Source organism: Rothia sp. BD8 (assembly GCF_044878465.1).
In the GTDB taxonomy this organism is placed as follows: Bacteria; Actinomycetota; Actinomycetes; order Actinomycetales; family Micrococcaceae; genus Rothia; species Rothia kristinae.
In genome coordinates this window covers 163,916-190,250 of record NZ_JANJES010000001.1, presented here as the reverse complement: position 1 = coordinate 190,250, position 26,335 = coordinate 163,916, and the positions used below count along the sequence as shown (strand labels likewise).

Genomic DNA, 26,335 nt, shown 5'->3' with positions numbered 1-26,335 from the left:
CCAGTCTAGAGAATCGCCGTCGACGATCGCCGGGGTCCGATCCCTCCGGCCAGGCCCCACTCCGTCCATCCGCCGCGGCCCGGCACCCGGGTGGCGCCACGGCCTGGCACCCGGTGCCACCCCGACGCCGGAAGGTCCACCGGGCGTTCAGGCCGCGCTGAGCGGCGGCGCAGGCGGCGCGGATAGGATCGCGTGCATGAGCACCACCAGCGCGCCTCTGCTGAACGCCGTCACCGCCGCCTCCGTGTGGGACGAGGTCTCCACCCCCTCCTTCTGGCTGGACGCCCCCCTGCGGATCCTGCTGATCCTGCTGATCGCGGGTGTGGCGAACATCCTGGCCCGCTTCCTCATCCGCAAGGTCACCGACGGGGTGGCCCGGGGCACCAAGGCCCGCATCATCTCCCGGCGCACGGAGAAGGGGCTGCGCTGGGTCGAGGACACGGGGCTGTCCAACGAGCGCCAGTACCAGCGGGCCAAGACGGTCGGGTCCGTGCTGCGCTCGGTCGCGAACCTCACCATCTGGACGATCGCGGTGCTGATGATCATCTCCGAGCTGGGATTCAACATCGCCCCGGTCATCGCCTCCGCCGGTATCGCCGGTGTGGCCCTGTCCTTCGGCGCGCAGTCCCTGGTCAAGGACTACCTGGCGGGGATCTCCATGGTTGCGGAGGATCAGCTGGGCATCGGCGACGTCGTGGACCTCGGGGAGGCCAGCGGCACCGTGGAGTCGGTGGGTCTGCGGGTCACGCAGGTGCGCGACGTCGAGGGCACCCTGTGGCACGTGCGCAACGGGGCCGTGGTGCGGGTGGGCAACCAGTCCCAGGGCTGGGCCCGGACCGTGCTGGACATCCCGGTGGCCTACAACAGCGACCTGGATGCCGTGACCGAGCTGCTGCTGGAGACGGCCCGGCGGGTGCGGGAGACGACGGAGGAGGGCAAGTCCATCCTGGATGACCCGGAGGTGTGGGGCGTGGAGCAGATGAGCGGCGAGTCCCTGACGCTGCGCCTGGCGGTGAAGACGGCGCCGCTGCAGCAGTGGGCGGTGGCCCGGGTGCTGCGCGCCCAGATCAAGCGGGCCCTGGACCGGGAGGGGTACCGGATGCCGCTGGCCAACCAGTCGATCATCCACCAGACCTCCAGCTTCGCCCGGATCACCCCGGAGCAGGCGGCACAGGGCGCGCAGGGGGCGACCTCGGCCGGCACGGCCGCGGCGGTCAGCGCGGAGACCTCCGACCCCTCCGTGGGGTCTTCCTCCCGCGGTGGGGGGCACTCGACGGGGAGCGGGTCCGCCGGGAACCGGCAGAAGTCCGGTCGCCGCTGACCCGGCCCCGCTTCCCCGCTGGTGCGGGCCGCTTCTGCGCGGCCTCGCCCCGGGAGCTTCCCGCCCGGCGGCCCCGGGTGATGCCCACGAACTCCTGGATCACGGCCTCCTCCGCGGCCGCCTGCTCACCGGAGGCCTGCGGTTCCGGCAGACGCGGCCACACCAGGTGCACCTCGGTCTCGGGCAGGTCCGGGACGGGACGGTGCACCAGATCCTTCCGGTGGTGCAGCCGCGCCAGGGACATCGGCACCACGAGCAGCCCCAGCCCCGCCGCGACCAGCTCGACGGCGTCGCCCGTGTGCCGCATCGCCGGGAGCTCCCGCTCGATCTGCCCCGCGGCCTGAAGGTGCTCGGCGCGCAGCCGCGCCCACGCGGGGACCTCGGCCAGGTCCTGGAGCAGCCGCTCGGAGGCCAGCTCGGCCACGGGCACCTCATCCAGGAGGGTCAGCACGTGGTCGGCCGGCAGCACGACGACGGGCCGCTCCCGGTACAGCGGCACGGCGTGCCAGCGGTCCCGGTCCCGGCTGCCCGGGGCGGCCTCGGGGCGCAGGAGCGCGGCGTGAGCCTCCCGACGCTGGAGCACCGCCAGCGGATCCTCGTCCTCTTCCAGGGGCACGGGGTCCAGCGGGATCCGGGCGCCGAAGCGCTCCTGCCACCGCCCGAACCACTTGCTCGGCATGATCCCGGGGACGAAGGCGACGCTCAGGCCCCCGGTGGCGGGCCGCACGGTGGGTCGGTGCGCCGACGCGCTGGTGCCGGGCTCGTCATCGGTGCCATGGACGTCGGAGGCCTCGACGCAGACGGCCTCGACGTCGGCGGTGGGGTGCTCCGGAGCGGCGTCGCCGGGCAGCGGGTGGGGCGGCTGGTGGGACATGGGGACAACCTAGCAGGCGCCCGTCCGGTGACCGGCCTCCGGTTTTGACGCGCGCGGACACAGGCCATACGATGGGGTGGTTACCGCACGGGGCTATAGCTCAGTTGGTAGAGCGTTTCGTTCGCAATGAAAAGGTCAGGGGTTCGATTCCCCTTAGCTCCACTGCCAGGAAGGCCGCGGATCCGCCAGCACGGCGGATCCGCGGCCTTCCGCCGTTTCCGGGCCCGCCCCGGCCCGGTCAGCCGCGCAGGCGGTGCGCGCGACGGCGCGCCAGCAGCACCAGGATCAGCGCGAGCGCCGCGGCGAGGCCGAGCACCCACGGCCGCTCCAGCCAGGCCCAGACCACGGCCATCCCGACGGTGCCGTAGATGCAGCCCCAGATCAGGGTGCCCAGCAGCATCGCGGGGATCCACCGCGTCAGGGGCATGCGGGTGATGCCGGTGGTCAGGATGACGGCGGTCTGGAAGCCGACCGTCACGAAGCAGACCGGCACGGCCAGCGCTCCCCACCGATTCACGAAGGCCGCGGCCCGGCGGTACAGGGGCGTTCGCAGCGCCGCGCGGACCCGGTGCACGCGCCGTCCTCCGGCGGCCGCACCCCGGCCGAGGGCGTACACGATGCTGGTGCGCAGGATCCCGACGGCCCAGAAGAAGAGGATGGCCAGCCCCCAGTGCAGCCCTTCGATCCACTCCTGCATGCGCTCCACCTTAGCCCAGCCTGACCTGAATCGACGCCGAATCGACGGTTTTGCCGACGCTGCGTCAGCAAGAAATTCCGGGGAATCCATCCGTCGGGGTGGCGCCCCGCCCGGGATTAGGATATGTTTTCATTACCAAATAGCCGGGAGGCACCTGCGGGGACGGTCAGCTGGGAAGCTCGCCGGATGAAGCGCAGGCGGCAGCCTCCATGTGAGTGAAGACCTTCTTCCTGTGTGTGACGCAGAATGGCCCCGGGGTTCGCCCCGGGGCCATTCGTCTGCCCGGCCCACTCTCCCGCCCACCGCGCCGGCATCGAACGGGAGCCGCTCCGACGCCGGGCGGCGTCGGGGCGGCAGATCAGCGGATCGCGGGCCGGTGGGTCAGCGGGTCAGGCTGGAGAATCCCTCGGCCAGCTTCCAGGACAGCGCGGTGCGCAACTCCCCGGCCAGCAGGCCCGCACCGTAGCGGTCCAGCCCTCGGCGGCGCATCACCCGGGCCGCCCGATCCAGCCACTGCACCGCGGCGCGCAGGTCCAGGAGGCGCCCGACCTCGGACTGCACGGACTTCGCCTCCTCGCGGGCCTCCCCGGCGTCCTCGCGCTGCTTCTTGCGGATCAGGTCCGCCTCGTCCAGGGATTCGATGACGTAGCGCAGGCCCTTGGCCGCCTTGCGGACCTCGTGCAGGCTCTCCGCGGCTTCCTCGGGCTCGGCCTCCTCCACGGCGCGGCGGGCCGGCTCGATGCGCTTGCGGTAGCGCTCATCCAGGGTCTCCATCATGTGGGTCCCCAGCTTCTTGGCAGAGAGGTCCTCCGCCCACCCGCACAGCTGCGGGCGGCGCACCAGGGACTCCAGGGCGGCCAGCACGTCGCGGTAGCCCTCGGAGTCCAGGACCGCGTACCCGCCGCGCAGAGCGGCCTCCCGGTCCTCCTCGAGCAGCTGGCTCAGCTGGCGGCGGGCCTTGCGGGTCAGCTCCGCCCACTGCTCCGCGCGCATCAGCACCTCCCCGACGACCTCCAGGTCCCGGGCCGCGCCCAGCGCCTCGCCGGCCTCCTTCAGCCCCTGCGAGACGGTCTCGTCGAACTCCGGGTCCAGACCGCCGCGCAGGGCCCGCAGGATCGAGCGCATGGTGCGCAGGCGGATGCGCATCTGGTGCACCGAGTCCTCCACGCCCGCGCGCACCGCGACGTCGAGGATCCGCAGATCCGCGAGCACCGGGCCGGCCAGCTCCGCCACGAGCCGCTGGCCGCCGGTGAGCTGCTGCTCCTCCGACTCCGACTCCGACGGCTCCGGAGCGGAGGCGATCCCCGCCCTCTCGTCGAAGGCCGCGTCCTGACCGAGCGCGCGGGCGATCTTGGCGACCGCGGTGGACCGGCTCGCTCCGGCCTCCTTCAGGACCTTGCGCACCCGCTTGAAGATCTTCTCCTGGCGCTTCCCCGAGAGCTCGGGATCGGTCAGCTCGACCTCCCACTCCCGCCAGGTGCGCTCTTGCCCGGTGCGGTGATCCACGGAGCGCACGACGTCGTCGGCGAACTCGGCCACCTCCCGCCCGTCCTCGTCCAGCACCGCGGTGCGGGTGCGGCGGGTGGCCAGGTGCGCGATCGGCTCCAGCTCCCGGCCCAGGGTCAGGGCGCTGACCAGGTCCCGGGCCGCTGCGGGCATGCTCGTGCGGTCCTTGAGCAGCGGCACGTGGATCTCGTGGCGGCGCCCGTCCAGGGTGAACTTGACGTGCCAGCCCTCGTCCGGGCCACCCCGGCGACGGCGCAGCACGGTGCTCGCGGCGGCGAGATCCCGCGCGGCGGTGTCGTAGTAGGTCGCGTCCAGCTCGTCCACCGCGGTGGTTCCCGGGCGCAGCCGCTTCAGGGCGGACCAGTCCGGGTGCGCCTCGGCGGGTGCTTCGTACTTGCGTTCGATCTCCACGTGCGAGGTGCTCATGGCTGAGGGCTCAACTCCTGGGGTCTCAGGCGCGGCGACGGGTCAGCACATCGTCCAGGTCCAGGGCGCCGCGGCCCTTGGCCTCGGCCTCGGCGAGGCTGCGGGTGGTGCTGCGCGGGGCGGCGGGCTGGCTCAGCGGCGCCGGAGCGGGCCGCTGAGCCTCAGGGGCGTCCATGTAGGTCGGCCGCGGCACCGCGACCGGCTCCCAGGTGGCATCGCGAGGCACGAAGTCCCCGTGGCCGGCGGCGACGCGGCGGGCCTGCTCCCGCAGCATCTCCCGCTGCGCGCGGGCGTCCTCGGCGGACGAGGCCGCGGCGCCGGAGGGCGTCGGACCGGAAGCGGTCTCCCGGGTCGCCTCGGCGGGCGCGGCGCTTCGGGCCTCACCGGACTGCAGGTCGAAGGGCTCGGCCGCGGTACGCGCGGACGGACGCGAGGCCCCGGCGTCGGAGGCGGTGCCGGTCGGCAGATCCTCGACCTCGCGCACCGGGCGGGTGCGCACGGTGGTCCTGGTCCGCTCGGTCAGCGCGAGCCAGCGCAACCCCGCCAGGCACCCGAGGCCGAGGATCAGCAGGAACGCCGGCAGCGGCCAGGTCAGGGCGGTGAACGGCGCGAGGACCAGGCCGATCAGGCCGAGGGCCAGGCAGGCCAGGGCACCCAGGGCGACCCCGACGCGCCCGCGGCGCAGCCCGGAGCCGGTCGCGGGGGCGGAGGAGGCGGCGGAACGGGTCCGCCGCGGCACGGTGACGCCGTCGCGACGGGGCTGCTCGGCCTCGTCGGCCTCAGGCGTGAGCACGGCGCCTTCTGGGGCGGGGGACGGGGTACTGATCATGTCGTTCCTTTGACGCAGTAGCACGGGGTCCCGGGGGAAGGCGGGGTCCGGTCTCTCCTCGAGCACGTCCCGGGCGAGCACCTGCGCGACGACGTCGGGACGCCGTCGGCGGTCGAAGCCGTAGGCCCACTTCAGGAGCAGGGCGACGGCCAGGACCAGCAGCACGCCGGAGGCGGAGAACACGGAGGATGACACATCCGGGAGTCTACCGCCTGCGGCGCGCGGTTTCGCGCTCGTCCACAGCAGTCGCTCCCGGAGAGGACGAGGGCCGCCGTCGGCGTGCGACGGCGGCCCTGAGCCTTCACTCCTGGGGCAGCTCGGCCACGAAGTCCTTGAGCCAGGAGCGCAGCCCGGGCCCGAGGTCCTCGCGCTCGGAGGCGAGGATGACGTTGGCCTTGAGGTAGGAGAGCTTGTCTCCGGTGTCGAAGCGGCGGCCCTTGAACACGACGCCGTACATCCCGGCGCCCTCCCCCTCGGCCTGGCCGAGGATCTGCATCGCGTCGGTCAGCTGGATCTCCCCGCCGCGCCCGGGAGGAGTCTGCTCCAGGACCTCGAAGATCCGCGGGTGCAGCACGTAGCGGCCGATCACCGCGAGGTTGGACGGCGCCTCCTCCGGGGAGGGCTTCTCCACCAGGCCGGTGACCCGCACGTACTCCTCGCCTTCCACGGGCTCCACGGCGGCCGCACCGTAGGCGCTGATCTGCTCGCGGGGGACCTCCATGAGGGCGACGACGCTGCCGCCGGTCTTCTGCTGGGCCGCGATCATCCGCGTCAGCAGATCCTCCTTCTCATCGATGAGGTCATCGCCGAGCAGCACGGCGAAGGGGTGATCGCCCACGTGGGTCTTGGCCCGCAGCACCGCGTGGCCCAGCCCCTTGGGGTCTCCCTGGCGCAGGTAGTGCAGCTCGCCCAGGGCGGTGGCCTGCTGCACGGAGGCCAGCAGGTCGTCCTTGCCGGACTCCTTCAGGGAGGCCTCCAGGTCCGGGACGCGGTCGAAGTGGTCCTCCAGGGCGCGCTTGGAGCGCCCGGTGATCATGAGGATGTCGTCCAGCCCAGCGGAGACCGCCTCCTGCACGACGTACTGGATGGCCGGACGATCCACGACCGGCAGCATCTCCTTGGGGCTGGCCTTGGTGGCCGGCAGGAATCGCGTGCCCAGACCGGCCGCCGGGATGACGGCCTTGGTCACGGGCTTCGGTGAAGTATTTTCGGTCATATCGTTACCTTAGCCGAGTCCACCCGCGCGAACCCGTGGATGACCTGGGCGCCCGGCCAGCATCCGCTGTGCCTGCCCGCCCCCGTTCCGGTTCCGCTCCCGGACCGGCCCCGACCGAGGATGGAGGACCCGATGGCACCGAGCGGCCCCGAGGCGCAGTCCCCTGACCCCGAGGCGCAGCTGGCCCGGGCCAAGCAGGACCTGCGCGCGGAGCTGGTGCGCCGGCGACGGCAGCGTGGAGTGGGCCCGGATGCCGCGGCGCGACGCCGAGAGCTGGGCCTGCGCTGGGCCGAACACCTGGAGGCGCTGCTGCGCCGCCTGCCCGACGGGGCGCTGATCGCGGCGTATCTGCCCACCGACACCGAGCCTCCCCTGCTGCCCGCCCTGGCGGGCGCCCACGCGGCCGGGCACCGGGTGATCGCCCCGGTGAGCCTGCCGGGACGGCGCCTGGACTGGGTGCGGTGGGAGCCGCAGACGCCGGTGCGCACCTCGGCGTTCGGGGTGGCCGAGCCGGTGGGGCAGCGGCTCGGCCCGGAGGCCTTCGCGGCGGCCGACGTGCGCCTGATCCCCGCCCTGGCCGTGGATGGGCGGGGCGTGCGCCTGGGTTGGGGCGGGGGCTTCTACGACGCGGCCCTGGCCGCCGCCCCGGCCCGCGATGCGCAGGCCCTGGAGATCGGCGTCGTGTTCCACGACGAGCTGCTGCCGGCCGGGGCCGTGCCCGCGGGGCCGCACGACGTCGCGGTGCCGCTGGTGTGCACCGAGCGCGGCCTGCTGCGCCGCACGGATCGCGGGTGGGTCCCGGCGGGCTAGAATCGTGCGCGGCCACCGCGCCGTGTCACCGCTGATCGCCTCGTCAGGAGTCCCGTTCCCGTGCCCGTCTACGCCTACGAATGCAAGAGCTGCCACCACGCCTTCGACATCCGCCAGTCCTTCGACGACGAGGCCCTGACCCGGTGCCCCGCCTGCGGTGAGCAGACCCTGCGCAAGAAGTTCGGCACCGTCGGGGTCACCTTCCGCGGCAGCGGCTTCTACAGCACCGACTCCCGCGGCTCCTCCTCGTCCTCCGGCTCCTCGCAGGACTGACCGGGCCGCCGGACCTGGGGACCGGGAGGCAGCACCCCGTTCCCGCTCCACAGCCGCCCCGTGTCCCCGCGCCCGCGACGCCGGATCGGCGGGCCCGGTGGGCCAGGCTGGGGGCATGTCACCGCTGAGTCTGCCGCGCCGCACCTCCTCCCGCGCCCGGGTCGTGCCCTGGGGCATCCGCTGGCGCTCCCGCATCACCCGCCGGGCCCGCACCCTCGGGGTGCTCCTGCTGATCGCCGGGGCGCTGAGCACCCTGCTGCTGCCGCGCGGCCCCGCAGCCGAGGGCGGTGCGCAGGTGCTGGTGGCCGCCGGGGATCGGCCGGTGGGGCACGTGCTCACCGCCGAGGACCTGCGGATCGTGGACGCCGCCGGGGGCTTCGCCGAGTCCGCGGATGCCCCGGATGCGCGGGGCCTGCGGGAGGAGCTGGAGGGCGCCGCACTCGCCGTGCCGGTGCGCTCCGGCCAGCAGCTGGCCTCCGGGATGGTGCTCGGTCCCGATCTGGCCGAGCACCTGCCCGAGGGTCTGGTGGCGACGTCGGTGCGGGCCAGAGATCCCCAGGCCCTGTCCCTGCTGCGCGTCGGCGGTCCCGTCACGGTCATCGGCGCGAGCGCCGAGGGCGCCGGAGTGGAGGTCTCTGGAACGCTTCTGTGGGCTCCGCGCGGCGCGGCCGAATCAGCCGGCGGGCTCGGCGGCGGCGAGGACCCGGCATCGCGACTCGCGCTCGTGGCCGTCACCCCGCAGGATGCCCGGCGCCTGGCCGGGCTCAGCGGCGAGGCCACGGTGGTCATGGGTGCCGCGGACGAGCCGAGTCCGGAAGCCCCGGAGACCTCCGCCGAGGCGCCCTGAGCGCGCGCCGTCCAAGACCGAGACGACGGAGCACCGGCCCGAGGGGCACCGGAAAGCAGAGAGACGCCGCGGCGCCCTGCCCGTCGGGCGTCGCAGGGGTCACCCCCGGGGAAGGCGCTTCAGCCCCAGTGCGGCGGGCGCTGCTCGCGCAGCCACCGCCCCCGGGCGTCCTCCGAGCCCTCCCGATTCTCCCCCGACACGCCGGTCCCCCGGCTCGAACCCGCCTCGGTCTGCCGGGCCGAGAACCCGGCCAGGCGCTGCGGCTCCCCCTGGCTCACGGTGGTGCCGCCGGTGGCCCGGCGCGGACCCCGATGCCGGATCCGGCGGGGCCCGCGGGGGTCACTCATCGTCCTGCTCCCCGTCGTCGACCGCCGGCTCCAGGCCGAGCAGGCCGAGGATCCGATCGGCCACCCGCTGGGGATCGGCGAACACGTCCACGGCCCAGACGGGTGCGGGATTCCAGCCGGTGGACTCCATCCGCTCCGGGCGCAGCCGGGAGCGCTCCCGCACGGACAGCGCCGCGTAATCCCGGGTGCCGTCCGAGATCAGCCCGACCGGGAAGCGCAGGTCCTCGGCCCGCAGGCCGCCGCGGGTGCCCTGCCCCGCGGTGCGCTGGCGGGGGCTGGGCACCGCCCCGGCGGAGAGGGACTCCCGCCCGGAGGTCGCGACGGCGTCGACCTCCTCCCCCGGGCTCACGCGCACCTGCGCCCCGCCGACCCGCAGACGCCGGGCCAGATCCGCCAGCAGCCAGTCCGCGGCCTGCTCCTCCTCCCGCGGATCCACCACGGACAGGAACGCGCTGGAGGAGGCGGCCGGGCCCTCCTCCGGGCGTCCTTGCGTCTCGCGGGCCCGCTCGGCCTCCTCCTCGCGGCGACGGCGCACCCGCCGCATCAGCTCGAGGAGATCGGGCATGCCCCCGCGCAGCGCCGAGGCCTCCAGGCGCTCGACGTCGAAGGAGGTGACGATCCGGGTGTGGAAGCGGGCCGCGGTCACGGCCATGACGAAGCGCTGGGGCCCGTGCTCCTGGGCCAGCTGCCCGAAGTGCTCGGGTCGGGATCCGGCCTCCGGAGCCACCCCGAGGCTGAAGATCACCCGGTCCCGGCGCAGCCCGGCGGCCCGGGCCAGGTCCAGCACCCGGAAGGGCTCGCGCCCGGGCCGGAAGAACCCGGCCAGCTCCGGGTGGCGGCCCAGGCCGTAGCGGACCCCCTCGGCGATGCGCGCGGCGTGCCGGGGGCTGGCGGTGATCACCGCGAGGGACTGGCGCGGGTTGCGGGCGGCGTGGTCGAAGACCATCTCCACCACGGCGCGCACCTCCGCGGCCGGGGAGTCGATCAGCGGGGCCCCGAGCCGGTCATCGGCCCGGTCCGGGTGCACCACGTCCACCCGCAGGGACCGGACGGGGCCCACCAGCTCCTCGCCGTAGGGCAGGGCCCGCAGGGCGCCGTCGTAGCGGGTCTCGTTCAGGTGCTCCAGCAGCGCGGGGTCCCGGCAGTCCTGCACCCGGGTCAGGGTGCGCTGCGGGAGGATCCGGGAGAGCACCTCCAACGCGGATTCCACGGGCTGATCCGTGGGCTCCTGCTCCGCACCCAGGGTCGGGGAGACGACGAAGGGCTGCGGGTACCCGGCGTGCACGTCGCCGAAGGCGATCACCTGCTCGGTGCGCGCCAGAGCCGCCAGGCAGGCGCCCAGCGGGGTGGACTCGGCATCCAGGATCACCACGGCGTCCACCGCGGCCTCCGGCGGCAGGGTCCTCCCGACGGCGAAGGGACTGGCGCACCACACGGGCTTGAGCCCCGCCAGCACCTCCGGGGTGCGCTGCAGGTAGGTGCCCAGCGGGGCCGGGGCGCCCTTGAGCAGGCGGCGCAGCTCCCGGGCCTGCACGGGGCGCCGGTTGATCCGGCGCTGCCAGCCGCGGGCGATGCCGTGGCGCACCCGCGCCGGCCCGGAGGCCACGTGCGCCAGGTCCGCGCGGCGGAAGGCGGACTCCCAGGCCGCCAGCCGCTCGCCGGTGACCAGGGCCGTGTCCGGGTGGTCGAGCATGATCTCGAAGGCGGACTGCCACCAGGCCAGCTCCAGCTCGTCCGCGACGCGCCGGCCCGGGACCTCGCGCCGCTCCAGGTCGGCCAGCAGCTCCTGCAGCCCCTTGCCGCGCAGGACCGCCAGCAGCCGCTCCCGCTCGGGCAGGGTGTCCAGCAGGAAGCGGTCCCCGGCCATCTCCTCCAGCACGCCGACCAGCTGCTCCACGGGCAGCTCGGGGTAGTCCCGGCGAGCGGGGCTGTCCTCCATGACGATCTCCAGGCCCGCCAGCTCCTCGCCCAGGTGGCGCTGGGTCGCGACGAGCCCGTCCAGCTCCTCCGGCACGCTGACCTGGCGATCGTCGACGGCGTCGGCGCGCCACTGCTCGCGCTGCTCCTGGACCTTCACCAGCGCCCGGTGCAGGTCCGCGATGTGCACCTGGGCCAGGATGTGCTCCTTGGCGGCCCGGCGCAGCCGGGAGCGCTGCATCGCGGACATGTCGATGCCGCGTTCCCGCCGCCACCCGGCCGAGGCCGTGGCCGCGATGAGGTCCGTGACGGGCTCGGCGAAGACCTCCGGGCGGAAGCGGGTCAGGGACTCCCGGATGCCCTGCAGCAGCTGCAGCTGCTCCTCCCACCGGCGCAGGCTGGCGCCCGGGCGCAGGCCGACGGACTCGAAGGCGGCCGCCACGGCCCGGGAGTGATCCCGCGTGGTCTGCAGCAGGTGGCGCACCAGGGCCCGGGCCTGCTGGGTGTCCTCGGCGCTGACCAGGCGAGCCCCGTACCAGGGGGCCTTGCGGGTGGCCGGGGAGAAGGCCCGCAGCTCCGCGGCCCGCTCCAGCTGGGCCACCGTCTCCCGGCGGTCCACGGTCGCATCCAGGACGGCGCGGGTGAAGCGCACGCGCGTGGCCGGGGCCGGATCCTTGGCGGTCAGCGCCGCGAGGGTCTGCATGGCCTGATACGGGGTGATGTCCCAGCGCTCTTCGCGCCGGTGCAGGGAGCGGACATGGCGGCGCAGGTTCTCCCGGGTGCGCACCAGCTGCTCCCGGTGCTCCTCCAGGCGCGGCGCCTCGCTGCGCTCCACCTCCACGAGGGTGCGCACCAGGTCCGCGCTCAGCTGCTCCGGCTCGACCTGCGCCTCCAGCTCCAGCAGGTGCTGCCCCAACCCCAGCTCCCGGAGGCGGGCGACGGCGCTGGCGAGGCTCTCGCGCCGCTCGGCCAGGACCAGCACGGAGCGGCCCTGTTCGGTGAGGGCGGCCACGGTGTTCACGGCCGCGCGCAGGGCCCCGGTGCCGGCGGGGGCGGTCACCGCGAGGGACTCCCCGGCCCGGGCCAGCTGCAGGATCTCGGAGACGTCGTCGTCGGCGTCCTCGACCAGCACCTCCTCGGCCGGGTCCAGCTCATCCGGGTCGACGACGCGGTGGCGCAGGTCCCGGGGCTGACGCGGGGCGTCCACCTGGGCGCGGTTGAGATCGGACAGCTCCCGCAGCAGCCCCGAGGCCCCCCGCTCGGGCAGGGGCCCGACCGTGTCGGAGAGATCCGCGAAGGTGGAGACCACGGTGGTCGCCTCCACGTTCATTCCGGGCACCCCGGCGGCCACGGCGCGCAGCGCCTCGAAGACCGGCTCCGGGGTCAGGCGGGAGCCGGAGGTGGCCTTGGCGGGCAGGCCCGCGGCCTCCAGGTCCACGCCGTGGTCCCGGCGCAGCACGCGCACCAGGGCGGGATTCAGCCGGGCGCCGCCGCTGATGCGCAGGTCGAAGTCCTCGCCGTCGGGGTGCGGGGTGATGCTCACCGGGGCCAGCACGACGGGGGCGATGTGCCGGCGCTGGGCGCCGGTGCGGGCATCCCGGGTGATCCAGGAGGCGGTGCCGGCGGCGAGGAATCCCGCGGAGAGCCCGTGCTGGGCGTCCAGCTCGACGGTCTTGGCGCGGATCGCCTGGGCCGAGCGCATGCCGGCGGACAGGGCCGTGCGCTCGCGCAGGATGGTGGACAGACGCGTGCGGCGCCCGGCCAGCAGCTGGGCGTAGCCGGAGGGGTTGGAGGTCGTGAGGTCGATGTGGACGTTGTCCACCAGGTTGAAGTCCAGCAGCGCATCCGGGCCGGTGTAGGCGTCCACCTGCCGCAGCCACGGGTCCAGGATCAGGCGGTCGTCCTCGGCCGCGGCCGACGACGACGCGGGCTCGGTCTCTGCGTCCTCCGCGGCCTCCTGCCCGGGGACGGACGTCGGCTCCGGGGCCGATGCCGCCTCGACGTCGGGTCTCTGCTCGGTCCCCTCTCCGGCGACGTCGGTCTCCGGGGCCTGCGGGGCCGGGCGGGCGTCGGCGGCCCGGTCCGGTGCCTCGGCGGTGGCCGGGGGCGCGCCCCACGGCAGGGGGTGGCCCGCGGGGGTGGTCTCCGGCTCCCGGGCGGATGCGGCGTCTCCGGTGGCTGGCGGCTGGGTCACGGTGCCTCGGTCTCCCGTCGGTGGATGGGGCGGTGCTCGCGGGCGCGTGGGCGTCCGCACACCGATTCTAGGCGCTGGGCCCGCGGGTGCGCGCGGTGGGCGCGGAAACGCGCACGGGCCCCGGGGCCGCCGTCGAAGGCGGCCTCGGGGCCCGCACCGTCCGAGCCTGGCCGCAGGCTCATTCCCACTCGATGGTTCCCGGGGGCTTGGAGGTCACATCCAGCACCACCCGGTTGACCTCCTCGACCTCGTTGGTGATCCGGTTGGAGATCCGCGCCAGCAGGTCGTAGGGCAGGCGCGACCAGTCCGCGGTCATCGCGTCCTCGGAGGAGACCGGGCGCAGCACGATCGGGTGACCGTAGGTGCGCCCGTCGCCCTGCACCCCCACCGAGCGGACCTGGGAGAGCAGGACCACCGGCATCTGCCAGACCTCCTCGTCCAGCCCGGCCCGGGTCAGCTCGGCGCGCGCGATCGCGTCCGCGGCGCGCAGGATCCGCAGGTTCTCTCGGGTGACCTCCCCGATCACCCGGATCCCCAGGCCCGGGCCCGGGAAGGGCTGGCGGGCCACGATCTTCTCCGGCACGCCCAGCTGCCGCCCGATCGCGCGCACCTCGTCCTTGAACAGGGTGCGCAGCGGCTCCACGAGCTCGAACTGCAGGTCCTCCGGCAGCCCGCCCACGTTGTGGTGGGACTTGATGTTCGCAGCACCCTCGCCGCCGCCGGATTCGACGACGTCGGGGTACAGGGTGCCCTGGACGAGGAAGCGGATGTCCTCGGCCGGGCCCTCGATCTCGGCGACCAGCTTGCGCTGGGCGTCCTCGAAGGAGCGGATGAACTCCCGGCCGATCGTCTTGCGCTTGGTCTCCGGGTCGGTGACCCCCTCCAGGGCGGAGAGGAAGCGCTCGGACTCGTCGATGGTCACCACGCGGATGCCCATGGTCTCGGCGTAGTCCTGCTCGACCTGCTCCCGCTCGCCCTCGCGCAGCAGGCCGTGGTCGATGAAGAAGCAGGTCAGCTGGTCCCCGACCGCCCGGTGCACCAGGGCCGCGGCCACGGAGGAGTCCACCCCGCCGGACAGCGCGCAGATGACCTTCGCGTCCCCGACCTGGGCGCGGATGCGCTCCACCTGCTCCTCGATGACGTTGCCGGTGGTCCAGGTGGGCTCCAGCCCGGCCACCTCGAACAGGAAGCTCTCCAGGACCTGCTGGCCGTAGTCGGAGTGCCGCACCTCCGGGTGCCACTGCACCCCGGCCAGGCGCCGGTCCGCATCCACGAACGCGGCCACGGGGGCCCCGTCGGTGGTGGCCAGGACCTCGAAGCCTGCGGGGGCCTCGGTCACGGAGTCGCCGTGGCTCATCCACACGTTCTGGGTCACCGGGGTGCCGGCCAGGAAGGAGGCGCCGCCGCTGAGCGTGGCCTGGGTGGCCCCGTACTCGCGCAGCCCGGTGCGCGCGACCGTCCCGCCCAGCGCCCGGGCCATGACCTGGAAGCCGTAGCAGATGCCGAACACCGGCACGCCGGCCTCGAACAGGGCCGGGTCCCCCGCGGGGGCCTCGGGGGCGTAGACGCTGGCGGGCCCGCCGGAGAGGATGATCGCCGCGGGGTTCTTCGCGAGCATGTCCTGCGCGGACATCGTGTGCGGCACGATCTCCGAGTAGACGCGGGCATCGCGCACGCGGCGGGCGATCAGCTGGGCGTACTGGGCGCCGTAGTCCACGACGAGGACCGGGCGGTCCTCCAGATCACCGGCGGCTGGGGTCTCGGTGGGGGTCACACTCGTCCCTTCGGAAGGTCTTCGGGGTCTGCTTCCGACCCGGGCGGGCGCACGCGTGCGGCCGCGGGGTCGGCTCCGATCCCCCAGTCTAGGACACCCCGCCCGTGGGCCGGGGCGGGCTCGCGCGGCGGCGTCGCGGGCGGTGTCCGAGACGGATGAGCGGCGGGCGGGTCAGTAGCGGCGAGTCGCCTGCGGGTTCTCCCGCAGCTGCGCCAGGGTCTCCCGGTGGATGCGCCGCTCCACGATGAAGGACAGGAACGGCACGACCCCGCCCAGGGCCATCACGATCAGCTGGGGCATCGGCCAGCGCATCAGCAGCCACACCCGGAAGCAGGCCAGCAGGTAAACGACGTAGAACCAGCCGTGCACGATGAGCACCCCGGTGGAGACGTTCACTCCGCCGGTGAGGTTCCCGGTCTCCCGGTTCAGCCACCCCAGGGCCACGTGCTCCCCGGTCTGGGCGTTCTGCGCGGAGGCCAGCAGATCGTAGCCGAAGCCGTAGCGGGTGATCATCTCCGCCACCAGCAGCAGCAGGAAGGTCCCGGAGATCCACGCGCAGTACTTGTAGAAGGTCAGGGCCCCGCGGATCTGGGCCTCGGTGCCGCCGAACTTGCGTCGGCCCACCCGCAGGTTCGCGGCCTGCTCGGGGCTGGCGCCGGGCGGCAGCGGCACGGTCTTGCCGTCGGTGCGCTCCACCGGGCGGGGCGCCTCGGCGGGCTGGGACGGGTCGGCGGGATGCTGGGTCATTCGGTCACCTCGTGGGGTCGGGGGACGCGGCGGCGTCGTCGAAGTAGTAGTACTGGCCGGCCTCGGCATCGTAGTAGAAGTACCGGCCGGTGGACTGCTCGTAGTAGATCCGGCCCTCCTCCCCCGCGGCCGGCGCGGGGTCGAAGAACTCCTCGGGATGCTGCCGACGCCGGTGGGAGTCCGCGAGCATCCGCCACCACAGGAACAGGGCGAAGCCGGCGAAGACCACCCATTCCGCGGCGTAGAAGATGTTGAGCCAGTTCAGGGAATCGCTGGTGTACTGCTGGGCGCGGATCGGCACCAGACCCTCATCCGGGGCGGACAGCCGGGCCGCATCCGTGAGGTGGTCCGCGCCGTCCAGGGGCAGCGACTGCCCGGCCGGCACCTCCGCATCCGCGGTCACCGGCGCCGCGTACAGGGGGGCCTGCCAGGTGTTGGTCAGCTCGGCCGTGGCCGCGCTGCCCAGGATCCGCGGGTCCCGGGAGCCTTCCGAGGAGACCGGCCCCTCGTTGGCCACCAGCCGCCCGATGACGGTCAGCTCCCCGTCCGGCTCGGCCGGGATCCGCGCCGGGTCCGCCTCGGTGGTGAAGCCGCGGGCGACGGCGACCGAGAAGGTCCCCTGCGCCCGATCCGGCTGCTCATCGGGGATGAAGCGGGACACCACCCAGTAGCCGTGCTCCCCGTCCTTGACCCGGGAGCCCACCAGCACGGAGGATCCGTGCTCGTAGTGCCCGCTGGTGCGCACCATGGTGTCCGCCTCGGAGGCGAGCACCGGCTGCAGCGGGGCGGCCACGGAGGCCAGCGGGACCACGGCTTCCTTGGCGGGGTCCGCGGAGACCTCGTGGGCCGAGGCCGAGCCGAGCTGCCACCGGCTGAGCAACATGAACCCGGTCGCGAAGACCAGGGCCAGCAGCAGCCCCGCCAGCCAGCGGGGCGTCAGAGCGAGTTTCAGCACCCCACCACCCTATCCCGCCGTCGGCGAGCCCGCCCCTGAGCCCAGCGCCCGCGGGGCCCGTGAGACCCGGGCGCGCCATCCGCTTGCCACGCCGGGAGCGTGGTGGCAGGATGACGCTTCGTGAACGCACCCGCGGGCCCTGCACCACTGCATCCGTCGGCTCCCGCCGACTCCTCCTCCGCACCCTTCGACACCGTCTCCCTGGAGCTGCCCCACGGTCACCCCGGACCGGTGCTGCCGCTGGTCATCGCCGCCCTCGGCGTCGTCTTCGGGGACATCGGCACCTCCCCGCTCTACGCCGTGCAGACGGTGTTCACCCTGCACGACCGGTTCATCGCCCCCACCGAGGAGGACGTACTCGGCGTCGTCTCGATGCTGCTGTGGTGCCTGTTCCTCATCGTCACCCTGGCCTACATCACCTTCATCATGAAGGCCGACAACCAGGGCGAAGGGGGCATCCTGTCCCTGGCGGCCCTGATCCGGCGCAAGCTCGGCCTGCGCTCCCGACGCGCCGGCGCCGCGCTGGTGCTGGCGATCATCGGCGCCGCCCTGTTCTACGGCGATTCGCTGATCACCCCCGCGGTGTCCGTGCTCTCGGCCGTGGAGGGCCTCAGCGTCGCGGACCCGGGGCTGGAGGAGGCCGTGGTGCCGATCGCGCTGGTGATCCTCACCGTGCTGTTCCTCGTCCAGCGCTGGGGCACCGGGACCATCGGGAAGGCCTTCGGGCCGGTCATGGTCGCGTGGTTCGCGGTGCTGATCCTGCTCGGCCTGCCCCACCTCGTGCAGAACCCCGCGATCCTGCGGGCGCTGTCCCCCACCTACGCGCTGTCCTTCGCCGCGGACCGCCCGATCGTCGCCTTCGTGGCGCTGGGCGCGGTGGTCCTGGCGGTGACCGGCGTGGAGGCGCTGTACGCGGACATGGGCCACTTCGGGCGCCGGCCGATCCTGCTGGGCTGGCTGTGCCTGGTGCTGCCGGGCCTGGCGATCAACTACCTCGGGCAGGGGGCGCTGATCCTCTCCGACCCGGCGGCCATCGCCAACCCCTTCTACCTGCTGGCGCCTTCCTGGGCGCAGCTGCCGCTGGTGGTCCTGGCCACCTGCGCGACCGTCATCGCCTCCCAGGCGGTGATCTCCGGGGCCTTCTCCGTGTCCCGGCAGGCCACGCGCCTCTCGCTGCTGCCGCGGCTGAAGGTCGTGCAGACCTCCCGGGAGCAGGGCGGGCAGATCTACATGCCCACCGTGAACTTCCTGCTGTTCCTCGGGGTCCTGGCCCTGGTGCTGATCTTCCGCTCCTCCTCCTCGCTGGCCGCCGCCTACGGGCTGTCCGTGACCGGCACCCTGCTGCTGGAGTTCTCGCTGTTCCTGCTGCTGGCCCAGGCCGTGTGGGGCTGGTCCTGGCCGCGGCTGATCGCGCTGGGCGCGGTGATCGGCGGGCTGGAGCTGCTGCTGTTCGGGGCCAACGTGCTCAAGGTCCTCTCCGGCGGGTGGCTGCCGCTGCTGATCGCCTCGATCGCCGCGACCCTGATGCTCACCTGGCGGCGCGGCTCGCAGATCATGTTCGGCCGGCGCGCCGAGATGGAGGGGCCGATCGAGCAGTTCGTCGCCTATGTCAAGGAGCACCGCGTGCCCCGGGTGCCCGGAGTGGCCGTGTATCCCCACGGGGATCCCAGCACGGCGCCGCTGGCCCTGCACTCCAACGTGCAGTTCAACCACGTGCTGCACGAGCACGTGGTGATCATGACGATGAAGAACATCGGGGTCCCGCACGTGCGCCACGAGGACCGGCTGGTGGTCACGGAGCTGGGCGATCCCGGGGACGGCATCGTGCACGTGCTGTGCCGGGTCGGGTTCAACGACTCCCAGGACCTCCCGGACGCCCTGCGCCTGGCCGTGGGCCGCGCCCCGGAACTGGAGTTCGACCCGCGGGAGGCCACCTACATGCTCTCCGTGTTCCGCATCGAGCGGGGCCAGGACCGCTGCATGCCGCGCTGGCAGAAGGCCGTGTTCCGGCTGCTGGAGAAGTTCTCCGCCAACAAGACCCAGGTCTTCCACCTGCCCCCGGACTCCACCACGGTCATGGGCGCGCAGGCCGAGCTGTAGGCGCCGCCCGGTCCGGCGCCGGCGTCCCAGCTCCGGCGCGCCGACGTCGACGGCCCCGCACCCGTCCCGCCCTCGGGCGGTCGGGATGCGGGGCCGTCGCAGCGGGGTCGCTCAGTAGCGCTGGCGGTGGGTCAGCACGACGTCGGAGCGCTGGAACTCCTTCAGATCCGAGTACCCGGTGGTGGCCATCGCCCGGCGCACCGCGCCCATGAGGTTCGAGGTGCCGTCCACGTGGTGGCTGGGCCCGTAGAGGACCTCCTGCAGGGAGCCGACCTGCTCCATCGGGGTGCGGGTCCCGCGCGGGAACTCCGGGTGGTGGGCCTCCGGACCCCAGTGGTACCCGCACCCGGGGGCCTCCGCGGCCCGGGCCAGGGGCGCGCCGATCATCACGGCGTCAGCCCCCATGGCCATGGCCTTGACCATGTCCCCGGACAGGCCCATCCCGCCGTCGGCGATCACGTGCACGTACCGGCCGCCGGACTCATCCAGGTAGTCCGAGCGCGCCTGGGCGGCGTCGGAGATGGCCGAAGCCATCGCGGCGTGGATGCCCAGGGCGCGGCGGGTGGTGCTGGCCGCTCCCCCGCCGAAGCCCACCAGGACCCCGGCCGCACCGGTGCGCATCAGGTGCAGGGCCGGGGCGTAGCCGGCGGCCCCGCCCACGATCACCGGGACGTCCAGCTCGTAGATGAAGCGCTTGAGGTCCAGGGGCTCCTGATTCTGGGACACGTGCTCCGCGGAGACGGTGGTCCCACGGATCACGAACAGGTCCACCCCGGCCTTCACCACGGTCTCGTAGTGCTCCTGGGTGCGCTGCGGGGTCAGGGCCCCCGCCACCACGACCCCGGCCTCGCGGATCTGGGCCAGGCGGGCGGTGATCAACTCCGGCTTGATCGGCTCGGCGTAGATCTTCTGCATCCGGGAGGTCACCCGCGGCATGTCGTCCCGGGGTAGCAGGGAGATCTCCTCCAGGTACGGCTCCGGGTCCTCGTAGCGGGTCCACAGCCCCTCCAGGTTCAGCACCCCGAGCCCGCCCAGGCGCCCCAGGGCGATGGCCGTCTCCGGGGACATCACGGAGTCCATGGGCGCCCCGAGGATCGGGGTCGGGAAGGAGAAGGCATCGATCTGCCAGTCCGTGCTCACGTCCCGGGGATCGCGGGTGCGCCGGGAGGGGACCAGGGCGACGTCGTCCAGGGAGTAGGTGCGGCGGGCGCGCTTCCAGCGCCCGATCTCGATGTCGTTCACGGGTGTTCTCGTCCTTTCGGGCTCCGACGCCGGGCGCGGCACACCACCCGGGAAGGGGCGTGAGCGGGCCGGGTCGGAGCGGGCCTCAGCGGCGGTAGTTGGGGGCCTCGACGGTCATCATGATGTCGTGCGGGTGGGATTCCTTCAGCCCCGCCGGGGTGATGCGCACGAAGCGGCCCTTGTGCTTGAGCTCGTCGATGTCGTGGGAGCCGACGTAGAACATGGTCTGGCGCAAGCCCCCCTCCAGCTGGTGCAGCACCGCGGCCAGCGGCCCGCGGTAGGCCACCTGGCCCTCGATGCCCTCCGGGATCAGCTTGTCCTCGCCCTTCACGTCCGCCTGGAAGTAGCGGTCCTTGGAGTAGGAGACGTTCTTGCCGCGGGTCTGCATGGCCCCCAGCGACCCCATGCCGCGGTAGGCCTTGAACTGCTTGCCGTTGACGAAGATCAGGTCCCCGGGGGACTCGTCGCACCCGGCGAGCATGGACCCGAGCATCACGGAGTCCGCCCCGGCCACCAGGGCCTTACCGATCTCCCCGGAGTGCTGCAGCCCGCCGTCGGCGATCAGCGGGACGCCTGCGGGGATGGTGGCCTTGGCGGATTCGTTGATCGCGGTGATCTGGGGGACGCCGACGCCGGCGATGATGCGGGTGGTGCAGATCGAGCCCGGCCCCACCCCGACCTTCACGGCGTCGGCCCCGGCGTCGACGATGGCCTGGGCGCCCTCGCGGGTGGCGGCCTGCCCGCCGATGATGTCCACGTGGTCCGCGGCCGAGTCCTTCTTCAGCCGCGCGATCATGTCCAGCACGCCCTGGGAATGGCCGTTGGCGGTGTCGATGAACAGCGCGTCCACCCCGGCCTCGATCAGGGCCATGGCCCGGTCGTAGCCGTCGCCGAAGAAGCCGACGGCCGCGCCCACGCGCAGGCGGTCCTCCTCGTCCTTGGTGGCGTGGGGGTACTGCTCGGTCTTGGTGAAGTCCTTGACGGTGATCAGCCCCGTGAGCTTCCCGGCGTCGTCCACCAGCGGCAGCTTCTCGATCTTGTGGGAGGACAGCAGGGCGAAGGCCTCGTCCTTGCTCATCCCCTCGTGCCCGGTGACCAGGGGCATCGGGGTCATCACCTCGCGCACGGTGCGCACGGGGAACTCGGATTCCGGCAGGTAGCGGGTGTCCCGGTTGGTGATGATCCCGACCAGCGTGCCGTCCTCGTCCACGACGGGCAACCCGGAGACCTTGTAGTGCCCGCACAGCTGGTCCAGCTCCTCGAGGGTGGCCTCGGGGCCGACGGTCACGGGCTTGGTGATCATCCCGGATTCGCTGCGCTTGACCCGATCCACGTGCTCGGCCTGGTCCTGGATGGACAGGTTGCGGTGGATCACGCCCATCCCGCCGAGGCGGGCCATGGCGATGGCCATGCGGGAGTCCGTGACGGTGTCCATGGCCGCGGAGATGATGGGGGTTTTCAGGGTGATACGCCGGGACAGGCGGGTGCGGGTGTCCGCCTCCGAGGGGATCACGCTGGTGTTGCCGGGCAGCAGCAGGACGTCGTCGTAGGTCAGGCCGGTCAGGCCGAACGGGTCCTCGGACAGTGCGGTGGGCTGAGTCACGGGTGGTGAGCCTTTCGCTGGGCGCGGGCCGCGTCCGGGCGGGCCGCTCGACGGACACCGAGGCGGCTTCCGCGGGACACGCGGGTATTCCTCCCCCCATCCTAGACGCCGGGCCGGAGGTCCTCAGCCGTCGATGCGCTGGGCCGCGTCCGCGGTCCGCCGAGCCGTCTCGAAGCGTTCGTCGAAGAACGCCTGGGCGGTGCGCACGTAGGTGGCCGTGATGTGGTTGTCGTCGATGTAGGTGTACACGTTGCCGACCTCGGGCGGGCAGCGGCCTTCTGGGCAGATGATGTCGTCCATGTCCACGGAGGCGTATCCGGGAATGGACCGCTGCCAGACCAGCGTGGGATCGCCGGTGCCGGCCGTGACGTGTTCGAAGGTGCAGGCATCCAGCCCCTTCTGCTTCTCGCAGTCCATGTGCGACTGAGGGAAGCGGGCGTTGTCCCTGATGCCGATAACTCGGATGCCCTGGCCCGACCATCGGCGAACCTGCTCCTCCGTTCCGGGCCGGATGACCTCTGCGGCGCCGTCATGGGTGGCGAAGGTGGACTGGATCACCAGGTCGTCCGGGTGCAATCGGTTGATCAGCTCCTCCGCTCGAGGCACCCACTGCTGGCACTGCTCGGAGCCGTTGTCCTGGGCGGTGGTGAAGTAGCACCCCGGGTGGCGGATGAAGATCAGATCTTCGTTGCTGCGCCGCGCCCGATCCATCATCGCGGTCATCCACTGCTCCGTGTGGGAGTTGCCGACCGCCACGACGGTGCGGTCAGGCTGATCCTGGCGCACCGAGTAGTAGCACTGCTCGCCGGGCAGGCCGGCGGGTGCCGGATGCATGACTCGATCGCAGGTGCTGCCCAAGTGGCTCTGAGCCCAGTCACCGACCCGCACCACCTCGGTGGGGGTCAGTTCCGGATCAGGATCTCCTTGGTACACGTACCCGGACTCCAGGATCCTGGCCCCGGGGTAATCCCGCTCCGCATGAGCATCCAAGACCGCCTGGCGGTGGCGGATCTGTCCCTGCCATCCCATCGCCGCGCCCAGCCCCAGGCACAGGCACAGGCCGATGACCGCCAGGGAGCGCCAGCGCCCGGCCTCGGCCCACCGCCAGGAGCGCAGCGGCGCATCCACCCAGCGGGTCAGAGCGACGGCGCCGGCCAGCGACAGGGCCAGCAGGCCGACCCCGGAGACGAACCCGGCCTTCTCCTGGCCGACGTGGGAGAGATAGAAGACCAGCAGCGGCCAGTGCAGCAGGTACAGGGCGTAGGAGTATCCGCCCAGACGCACCAGAGGACCCCAGGACAGCAGACGGTCCGCACCCCAGCGGGTGCCGGTCTGCCCCGCGAAGATCACGAGGCTGGCCGCCAGCGTCGGCCACAGGGCGATCCATCCGGGGAACGCTCCCTGCACGTCCAGGACCGCTCCGCACAGGAGGATCGCCGCGACCCCGATCCACCCCAGCCCGGCCCGCACCCGGGCCGGGGCGCGCAGCAGCGGCAGCAGGATCGCCAGCAGGGAGCCCAGGGCGAACTCCCACAGCCGAGCGAAGGTGTTGAAGTACGCGGACTGCTGATCCGCACTGGTGAGGATCACCGAGAAAGCCAGCGACGCCGCGAAGACCAGACCGAACAGCGTCCCCAGCACGGCACGGGCCGGTAGGCGCAGGCCCCGGATGATGAGGGCCCCGAGCGCGAACAGCAGGGGCCAGGTCAGGAAGATCTGCCCCTGCACGGACAGCGACCAGAAGTGGCGCAGCGGGGAGGCCGCACCGGAGTCCGCGGCGTAGTAATCCACCGCGTGGGCGATCGAGTACCAGTTCTCCCAGTACGTCAGCACCGAGACGGACTCCCGCAGGATCGGCAGCCAGCGCTCCGGACCCAGCAGCGCCCGCGTGCCGACCAGCACCAGCAGCACCGTGAGCACCGCCAGGGGCAGGATCCGTTTGAACACGTGCACCCAGTACGTGCTCAACCGCCGCCACCCGATCCGCTCCCCGCGTTCGATCCGGCGGGTGAAGGACAGCGTCATCAGGAACGCGGAGATGAACAGGAACACATCCACCCCGCCGGAGACCCGACCGAACCAGATGTGGTACGCGGCGACCAGCAGCACGGCCAGCGAGCGCAGCCCCTGGATCTCCGGCCGGAATGCCGGGGCGGGGGCAGGGGCCCGACCCGTGCCCAGCCCCACGGCGTCGCGGACGGTGGACGGCGGCTGCGTGCCCGGGGCCGCGGCGGGGGCTGAGGGGATCGATGATGGCGGGGTCATGCGGAGAAAGGGGGATCCTCGACGAGGCGGCGACTGCGGAAGTGAGCGTCCCCGCTCCGAGCGGGGGCAAACCCTCACATCCTAGCCGAATCGGGGCTTCCGGCTCGGCAGCCCCGTCCCCCTCCCCACGGGGTTCCGACCTGAGCGCACCGGCTCCGCGGCCCTCGCCTCCGGGCTGATGCGGCGGACGGAACGCGCGATCCCCGCCGCCGGAGGCCCCGGTTGGACGGGGCATCGGGCGACGGGGATCGCGCGGAGACGGGCCCGTGCATCACGGGACCCGGAGGGAAGAGGCTAGTCCTCGTCCTCCTCCTCGGGCTGATCCACCACCAGGGTCTCGGTGGTCAGCACCAGGGAGGCGATGGAGGCGGCGTTCTCCAGGGCGGAGCGGGTGACCTTGACGGGGTCGATGACCCCGGCCGCCACCAGATCCTCGTACTGCCCGGTCGCGGCGTTGTAGCCGTGGCCGACCTCCTGCTCCGCGACCCGGGCGGCGACGACGAATCCGTCGGCCCCGGCGTTCTCCGCGATCCAGCGCAGCGGCTGGTTCAGGGAGCGGCGCACGATGTCCACCGCGGTGCGGGCGTCCTCGGTGCTCAGGCCGAGGTCCTCATCCAGGGCCTTCGCGGCGTGGACCAGGGCGGAGCCGCCGCCGGCGACGATGCCCTCCTCCAGCGCGGCGCGGGTGGAGGAGACAGCGTCCTCGATGCGGTGCTTGCGCTCCTTGGCCTCGACCTCCGTCGCGGCGCCGACCTTGATGACGGACACGCCGCCGGCCAGCTTCGCCAGGCGCTCCTTGAGCTTCTCGCGGTCCCACTCGGAGTCCACGCGCTCGACCTCGGCGCGCAGCTGGGCCACGCGCTCGGCCAGGGCCTGCTCGGAGCCGCCGCCGTCCACGACGGTGGTCTCGTCCTTGGTCACGGTGACCCGCCGGGCGGTGCCCAGCTGGTCCAGGGTGACCGAGTCCAGGGTGATGCCCAGCTCGGAGGTGATGACCTCGCCGCCGGTGAGGATCGCCAGGTCCTGCATGATCGCCTTGCGGCGGTCCCCGAAGCCGGGGGCCTTCAGGGCGACGACGTCGAGGTTGCCGCGCAGCTTGTTCACCACCAGGGTGGACAGAGCCTCGCCCTCGACGTCCTCGGCGATGATGGTCAGCGGCTTCTTGGCCTGCACGACCTTCTCCAGGACCGGCATGAGGTCCTGCACGGAGGAGATCTTGCCCTGGTGGATCAGCACCAGGGAGTCCTCCAGCACGGCCTCTTGCCGCTCGGCGTCGGTCACGAAGGACGGGGACAGGTAGCCCTTGTCGAACTGCATGCCCTCGGTCACGGACAGCTCGATCTCCGTGGAGGAGCCGTCCTCGATAGTGATCACACCGTCCTTGCCGACCTTCTCGAAGGCCTCGGCCAGCAGCTGGCCGATCTGCTCGGACTGGGCGGAGATGGCCGCGACGTGCGCGACCTCCTGACCCTCGACCTCGCGGGCGTTGGCCCGCAGGCGCTCGGAGACGGCCTGCACGGCCGCCTCGATGCCGCGGCGGATCTCGTTGGGCGCGGCACCGGCGGCCACGTTGCGCAGCCCCTCGGTGACCAGCGCCTGGGCGAGCACCGTCGCGGTGGTGGTGCCGTCGCCGGCGACGTCGTTGGTCTTGGTGGCGACCTCCTTGGCCAGCTGGGCACCGAGGTTCTCGTAGGGGTCGTCCAGCTCGACCTCGCGGGCGATGGTCACGCCGTCGTTGGTGATGATCGGCGCTCCCCACTGCTTGTCCAGCACCACGTTGCGCCCGCGGGGGCCGAGGGTCACCTTGACGGTGTCGGCGAGCTTGTCCACACCGGCCATGAGGGCCTTGCGGGCGGCGTCATCGAATCGCAGCTGCTTTGCCATGGAACGTCATGACTCCTTGTCGTGAAGGGTGGATGCGGGTCTCGTGCGCGGTGCGCGCGAGACTACTTCTCGACGACGGCCAGCACGTCCCGCGCGGAGAGCACGAGGTACTCCTGGCCGGAGTACTTGACCTCGGTCCCGCCGTACTTGGAGTAGATGACGACATCGCCCTCGGCGACGTCCACGGGCACGCGGTTGCCCTTGTCGTCCACGCGGCCGGGGCCCACGGCCACGACCTTGCCCTCCTGGGGCTTCTCCTTGGCGGTGTCCGGGATGACCAGCCCGGAGGCGGTGGTCTGCTCGGCCTCGACGGGCTGGACGACGATGCGGTCTTCCAGGGGCTTGATGGAGACGGACATGGTGGACCTTCTTCCTTGGGTTGTCGGTACGCGGCATGAGCCTGTGGGTGAGGCGAGCCAACCGTCGTCGCGGTGCCGATTGAGCGCCAGGCCCAGTTAGCACCCTGAGTGCCAGAGTGCTAAAGCCGACTCTATTCCGGGCGTTAGCA

General features: G+C 72.9%; 20 protein-coding genes and 1 tRNA gene. 6 read left to right on the top strand and 15 right to left on the bottom strand.

Going from position 1 to position 26,335, the window contains the following annotated elements:
• Positions 1-196 precede the first annotated feature (196 nt).
• Positions 197-1,321: a mechanosensitive ion channel family protein gene (locus tag NQ707_RS00850; protein ID WP_058730846.1), complete on the top strand. Its 1,125-nt coding sequence runs from the start codon at positions 197-199 to the stop codon at positions 1,319-1,321.
• Here NQ707_RS00850 and NQ707_RS00845 read toward each other — a convergent pair.
• On the bottom strand, positions 1,215-2,195 hold the full coding sequence (locus NQ707_RS00845) for a LysR substrate-binding domain-containing protein (protein ID WP_404434170.1): 981 nt from the start codon (positions 2,193-2,195) through the stop codon (positions 1,215-1,217). The two genes, NQ707_RS00850 and NQ707_RS00845, sit on opposite strands and share 107 nt — an antisense overlap.
• Before the next feature lie 89 nt (positions 2,196-2,284).
• Here NQ707_RS00845 and NQ707_RS00840 point away from each other — a divergent pair.
• Positions 2,285-2,357 (top strand) — tRNA-Ala (locus NQ707_RS00840).
• A gap of 76 nt (positions 2,358-2,433) precedes the next feature.
• Here the strand turns inward: NQ707_RS00840 and NQ707_RS00835 are convergent.
• From NQ707_RS00835 to galU, 4 genes are all read right to left on the bottom strand, one after another.
• On the bottom strand, positions 2,434-2,892 hold the full coding sequence (locus NQ707_RS00835) for a hypothetical protein (RefSeq protein WP_058730848.1): 459 nt from the start codon (positions 2,890-2,892) through the stop codon (positions 2,434-2,436).
• Between the two features lie 381 nt (positions 2,893-3,273).
• On the bottom strand, positions 3,274-4,824 hold the full coding sequence (locus NQ707_RS00830; RefSeq protein ID WP_196825840.1) for a CYTH and CHAD domain-containing protein: 1,551 nt from the start codon (positions 4,822-4,824) through the stop codon (positions 3,274-3,276).
• 25 nt (positions 4,825-4,849) lie between these two features.
• On the bottom strand, positions 4,850-5,848 hold the full coding sequence (locus tag NQ707_RS00825; RefSeq protein WP_058743679.1) for a hypothetical protein: 999 nt from the start codon (positions 5,846-5,848) through the stop codon (positions 4,850-4,852).
• 106 nt (positions 5,849-5,954) lie between these two features.
• Positions 5,955-6,869, bottom strand: a complete 915-nt coding sequence (gene galU / locus NQ707_RS00820) for a UTP--glucose-1-phosphate uridylyltransferase GalU (protein ID WP_404434161.1) — start codon at positions 6,867-6,869, stop codon at positions 5,955-5,957.
• 132 nt (positions 6,870-7,001) lie between these two features.
• Here galU and NQ707_RS00815 point away from each other — a divergent pair, with 132 nt between their 5' ends.
• From NQ707_RS00815 to NQ707_RS00805, 3 genes are all read left to right on the top strand, one after another.
• Positions 7,002-7,679, top strand: coding sequence for a 5-formyltetrahydrofolate cyclo-ligase (locus NQ707_RS00815; protein WP_404434157.1), 678 nt, complete (start codon positions 7,002-7,004; stop codon positions 7,677-7,679).
• 60 nt (positions 7,680-7,739) lie between these two features.
• On the top strand, positions 7,740-7,952 hold the full coding sequence (locus tag NQ707_RS00810; protein WP_058730852.1) for an FmdB family zinc ribbon protein: 213 nt from the start codon (positions 7,740-7,742) through the stop codon (positions 7,950-7,952).
• 115 nt (positions 7,953-8,067) lie between these two features.
• Positions 8,068-8,799, top strand: coding sequence for an SAF domain-containing protein (locus tag NQ707_RS00805; protein WP_055684527.1), 732 nt, complete (start codon positions 8,068-8,070; stop codon positions 8,797-8,799).
• A 119-nt stretch (positions 8,800-8,918) separates the two neighbouring features.
• Here NQ707_RS00805 and NQ707_RS00800 read toward each other — a convergent pair whose 3' ends face one another.
• From NQ707_RS00800 to NQ707_RS00780, 5 genes are all read right to left on the bottom strand, one after another.
• A complete protein-coding gene (locus NQ707_RS00800; RefSeq protein ID WP_055684528.1) occupies positions 8,919-9,146 on the bottom strand; it encodes a hypothetical protein in 228 nt (75 codons plus the stop codon).
• Positions 9,139-13,257, bottom strand: coding sequence for a DUF4011 domain-containing protein (locus NQ707_RS00795; protein WP_404434154.1), 4,119 nt, complete (start codon positions 13,255-13,257; stop codon positions 9,139-9,141). Before NQ707_RS00795 ends, NQ707_RS00800 begins: the two co-directional genes overlap by 8 nt.
• 178 nt (positions 13,258-13,435) lie before the next feature.
• The gene (guaA, locus tag NQ707_RS00790; protein WP_174520381.1) at positions 13,436-15,031 is read right to left on the bottom strand and encodes a glutamine-hydrolyzing GMP synthase; all 1,596 of its coding nucleotides are present in this window, start codon (positions 15,029-15,031) and stop codon (positions 13,436-13,438) included.
• A 171-nt stretch (positions 15,032-15,202) separates the two neighbouring features.
• A complete protein-coding gene (locus tag NQ707_RS00785) occupies positions 15,203-15,778 on the bottom strand; it encodes a DUF3817 domain-containing protein (RefSeq protein WP_404434151.1) in 576 nt (191 codons plus the stop codon).
• Positions 15,779-15,782: 4 nt separating this feature from the next.
• Entirely contained in the window at positions 15,783-16,733 is a 951-nt protein-coding gene (locus tag NQ707_RS00780) for an SURF1 family cytochrome oxidase biogenesis protein (RefSeq protein WP_055684531.1), read from the bottom strand.
• Positions 16,734-16,853: 120 nt separating this feature from the next.
• Between NQ707_RS00780 and NQ707_RS00775 the strand changes: the two genes are divergently transcribed.
• On the top strand, positions 16,854-18,833 hold the full coding sequence (locus NQ707_RS00775; protein WP_404434149.1) for a potassium transporter Kup: 1,980 nt from the start codon (positions 16,854-16,856) through the stop codon (positions 18,831-18,833).
• A gap of 111 nt (positions 18,834-18,944) precedes the next feature.
• Here NQ707_RS00775 and NQ707_RS00770 read toward each other — a convergent pair whose 3' ends face one another.
• From NQ707_RS00770 to groES, 5 genes are all read right to left on the bottom strand, one after another.
• Positions 18,945-20,075, bottom strand: a complete 1,131-nt coding sequence (locus NQ707_RS00770) for a GuaB3 family IMP dehydrogenase-related protein (RefSeq protein WP_404434147.1) — start codon at positions 20,073-20,075, stop codon at positions 18,945-18,947.
• A gap of 85 nt (positions 20,076-20,160) precedes the next feature.
• On the bottom strand, positions 20,161-21,678 hold the full coding sequence (gene guaB, locus NQ707_RS00765) for an IMP dehydrogenase (RefSeq protein WP_129357371.1): 1,518 nt from the start codon (positions 21,676-21,678) through the stop codon (positions 20,161-20,163).
• A 123-nt stretch (positions 21,679-21,801) separates the two neighbouring features.
• On the bottom strand, positions 21,802-23,943 hold the full coding sequence (locus tag NQ707_RS00760; protein WP_404434141.1) for an acyltransferase family protein: 2,142 nt from the start codon (positions 23,941-23,943) through the stop codon (positions 21,802-21,804).
• Positions 23,944-24,237: 294 nt separating this feature from the next.
• Positions 24,238-25,827 (bottom strand): chaperonin GroEL, encoded by a 1,590-nt coding sequence (groL, locus tag NQ707_RS00755; protein ID WP_058730501.1) that lies wholly within the window; start codon positions 25,825-25,827, stop codon positions 24,238-24,240.
• A gap of 62 nt (positions 25,828-25,889) precedes the next feature.
• The gene (gene groES, locus NQ707_RS00750) at positions 25,890-26,186 is read right to left on the bottom strand and encodes a co-chaperone GroES (RefSeq protein WP_055684536.1); all 297 of its coding nucleotides are present in this window, start codon (positions 26,184-26,186) and stop codon (positions 25,890-25,892) included.
• Between the last annotated feature and the right edge of the window lie 149 nt (positions 26,187-26,335).